Source organism: Desulfobacterales bacterium (assembly GCA_029211065.1).
In the GTDB taxonomy this organism is placed as follows: Bacteria; Desulfobacterota; Desulfobacteria; order Desulfobacterales; family JARGFK01; genus JARGFK01.
Map to the genome: position 1 here is coordinate 1 of JARGFK010000231.1, position 2,474 is coordinate 2,474.

Here is a 2,474-nt window from a genome sequence, read left to right on the forward strand (position 1 = left end):
ACGCCGTTCTCGTAAGAGGAACCCCGAAGGCTTTATCCCAGATGGCTGGAATTGATTCGAGTTTCGATGCCGCCCTCTTTGTCGGGTACCATACGATGAAAGGAACCCTGCACGGTATCCTTTCCCATACGTTTTCAAGCAAGACCATTGAAAGCCTGAAAATAAACGGGCGGGAAGCCGGTGAGACGCTGATCAATGCGGCCATCGCGGGCTATTATGGCGTGCCGCTGATCTTTGTAAGCGGAGATCTGGCCGTGACCAAAGAGGCCAAGGCCCTAAATCCTGACATTGAAACCGTTGCTGTCAAGGAAGCGGTATCAAGGCGGGCGGCCAAATGCCTTCATCCGCAAAAAGCCCGGCGATTGATCAGGGAAGGAGTGAAAAAATCATTACAGAAGCGCGAAACAATACAGCCGTTTACGTTTAAGCCGCCCATTGAACTGCATGTCCAATACACAAATGCCGGCATGGCCGATGCAGTTGAGTTAGGGTGTGAGAAAAAAATAAATCCACCTAAACAATGTTCTTCTAACCTATTTTATTTGTAGCAAGGAATCTCTACAGCCCATTTTTCGATTCCAGGCATTCTTTCAATCATGGTTTCTATTTGATTCATCGCTTTTTGGGTTAACTTAATGCCCTTTTCATAGGCAGCACTTATGAGCTTTACTACTGGATTTTTACCATTCCATTTCATGGTTCTCGCTAAGCCGAGTGCTTTTTCAACACTGTTTAAAATCTGTCCTCTCCAATGGTTTTCCAGTCCCGCCCATACTCTTTCTATTGGATTGTACTTACTGTGATAAGGAGGATAATATACAAGACTGAGGCTGACTTGATTGTTAATGGCAAAATCAAGCATTCGTTTCATAAATTGCGTTCGACGACTATTGTTTTCCGGCCCGTTATCAGAATTGATAACGAGGGTGTGGGGATTATACTTGGTTTTGATGGTCGGCCAAAGATCCTGTAAGGCATCTACCATAAAGTCGGCCGTAACATTGCTGTCGGTAAAATAAAAATAGGTTTCATTCTCCGCTGGCAGGTAAATACCAAAAGGTTTCAATATCATGTCGGGATTAAAATCATGATCACAAGCGTGGACGGCTTGGCGACTATAGCCGCCCCGAGAAAAGGGACCGATGTTGACGTTTGCCTTTGTATCTATGGACAGGCGCACCACGCCCTGGATTTCATCAGCGGTTTTATTCGATGCATGAACATGGGAAAAAATTTCGTCTGTCTCTGCTATTTTTTTTTCGGCTTGCATTTATCAACCTTTTTCAGGATGAAACCCAGTTCGTTTAATTTGTTGATGATGGTTCGCACTGTTGGCAACGCGTCAGGTGTGTATTTTTTTTCATCGGCCAAGCGCCTGTGAACCTCTGGGGCCGTTAACGGTGAATATAGCTCTGTGGTGCGAAAGGATGGATCTGACTGGCTGACCGGGTTGACAATTTCCTTGATATCATCAAGCAAATCAGGCAATTTTTCCTCGATCCGGTTTCGGCCTCGACCAGAAAAGTTATCGAGACAATCGATACCGGTTTCAAGCTCTCTGGTCCCTTTGATGATTGTTTTGCGGTCCCAGCCCAGTTCGTGCTCAGCGCGTCTTTGACCACCTTTGCCCATTAAAAGAACTGCTTTGGCCATAAATTTGCGTCGTTCACTACCTTTCAGTTTTGATCGCGTTTCATTTAGAAATTTTTTAGCGTCTGGAGTAAGTTTGTCAATGCCTTGGGAATTTAAATACGTTTGATGATCAATCATGGCACCTCCTGTCTATTTATGGGATTCCATGTTGATCATATTTTAATCGTTGGTATCTGTCCAGCTATTTATTATTGGGGAAGGAATTTATTTGCAATTTGGTGGAGTTATTTTTTTCTCACACCCTTAATGCCGTCTGCCAAAAGAGTCGATGGGACGACCATCCGATTTGTTCTGGACGACTATCTCGAGGCGTTCGGAGCGTTTCGTGCGTCGGTTTACATTGCCTTTGCTATTGACCTGTGAAGAAATTTCGGACAGGGTCAGGGTGGATCGATGCATAGGCTTTGCTATGCCGGTCTTTCTTTTTAGGGAAAGGATTTTGGGAGGAAGAAATGGATCAGGCTATAGAGAACTTCTGGAAAATCAGGCTGCAGCAGCTTAAAAACGCACTTGAGGCCAACAATTTCACCGTTTTTCTGGCAGATAACGCTGATGATGCGCGCAGAATTTTTGTGGATACCATTTTGCCGGATACCGGCGCCGCGTCAGTCTCCTGGGGTGGATCCGTGACAGCGGCCCACGCAGGGGTCTGCGAGGCGCTTAAACAGCGGGCAAATCTGCAGGTGATCGATGCCTTTGAAAAAGGTATTTCGCTGGAAGAGAGCTGGGATCGCAGGCGCCGGGCATTTCTGGTCGACCTTTACCTTACCGGGGCCAATGCAATTACAGAAGCCGGACAACTCGTGAATCTGGATCGCACC

4 protein-coding genes are annotated in these 2,474 nt (G+C 46.1%); 2 read left to right on the forward strand and 2 right to left on the reverse strand.

The genetic code is table 11. The features are described 5' to 3' along the window. Positions 1-548 (forward strand): M55 family metallopeptidase (locus tag P1P89_23090; GenBank protein MDF1594410.1); only part of this gene is annotated, 548 nt, incomplete at its 5' end. Here P1P89_23090 and P1P89_23095 read toward each other — a convergent pair. Together P1P89_23095 and P1P89_23100 are read right to left on the reverse strand one after the other, a co-directional pair. Further along, positions 539-1,270, reverse strand: a complete 732-nt coding sequence (locus P1P89_23095; GenBank protein MDF1594411.1) for a transposase — start codon at positions 1,268-1,270, stop codon at positions 539-541. The two genes, P1P89_23090 and P1P89_23095, sit on opposite strands and share 10 nt — an antisense overlap. Then, positions 1,249-1,770, reverse strand: coding sequence for a hypothetical protein (locus P1P89_23100; protein ID MDF1594412.1), 522 nt, complete (start codon positions 1,768-1,770; stop codon positions 1,249-1,251). The genes P1P89_23095 and P1P89_23100 overlap by 22 nt, the downstream gene beginning before the upstream one ends. A 335-nt stretch (positions 1,771-2,105) precedes the next feature. Here P1P89_23100 and P1P89_23105 point away from each other — a divergent pair. After that, positions 2,106-2,474: LUD domain-containing protein (locus P1P89_23105; GenBank protein MDF1594413.1), on the forward strand; the 369-nt coding region annotated here is incomplete at its 3' end.

Bases quoted from the DNA above. Each gene is read 5' to 3' on its own strand.
- P1P89_23095 (MDF1594411.1), bottom strand. From the start codon at position 1,270: ATGCAAGCCGAAAAAAAAATAGCAGAGACAGACGAAATTTTTTCCCAT.
- P1P89_23100 (MDF1594412.1), bottom strand. From the start codon at position 1,770: ATGATTGATCATCAAACGTATTTAAATTCCCAAGGCATTGACAAACTT.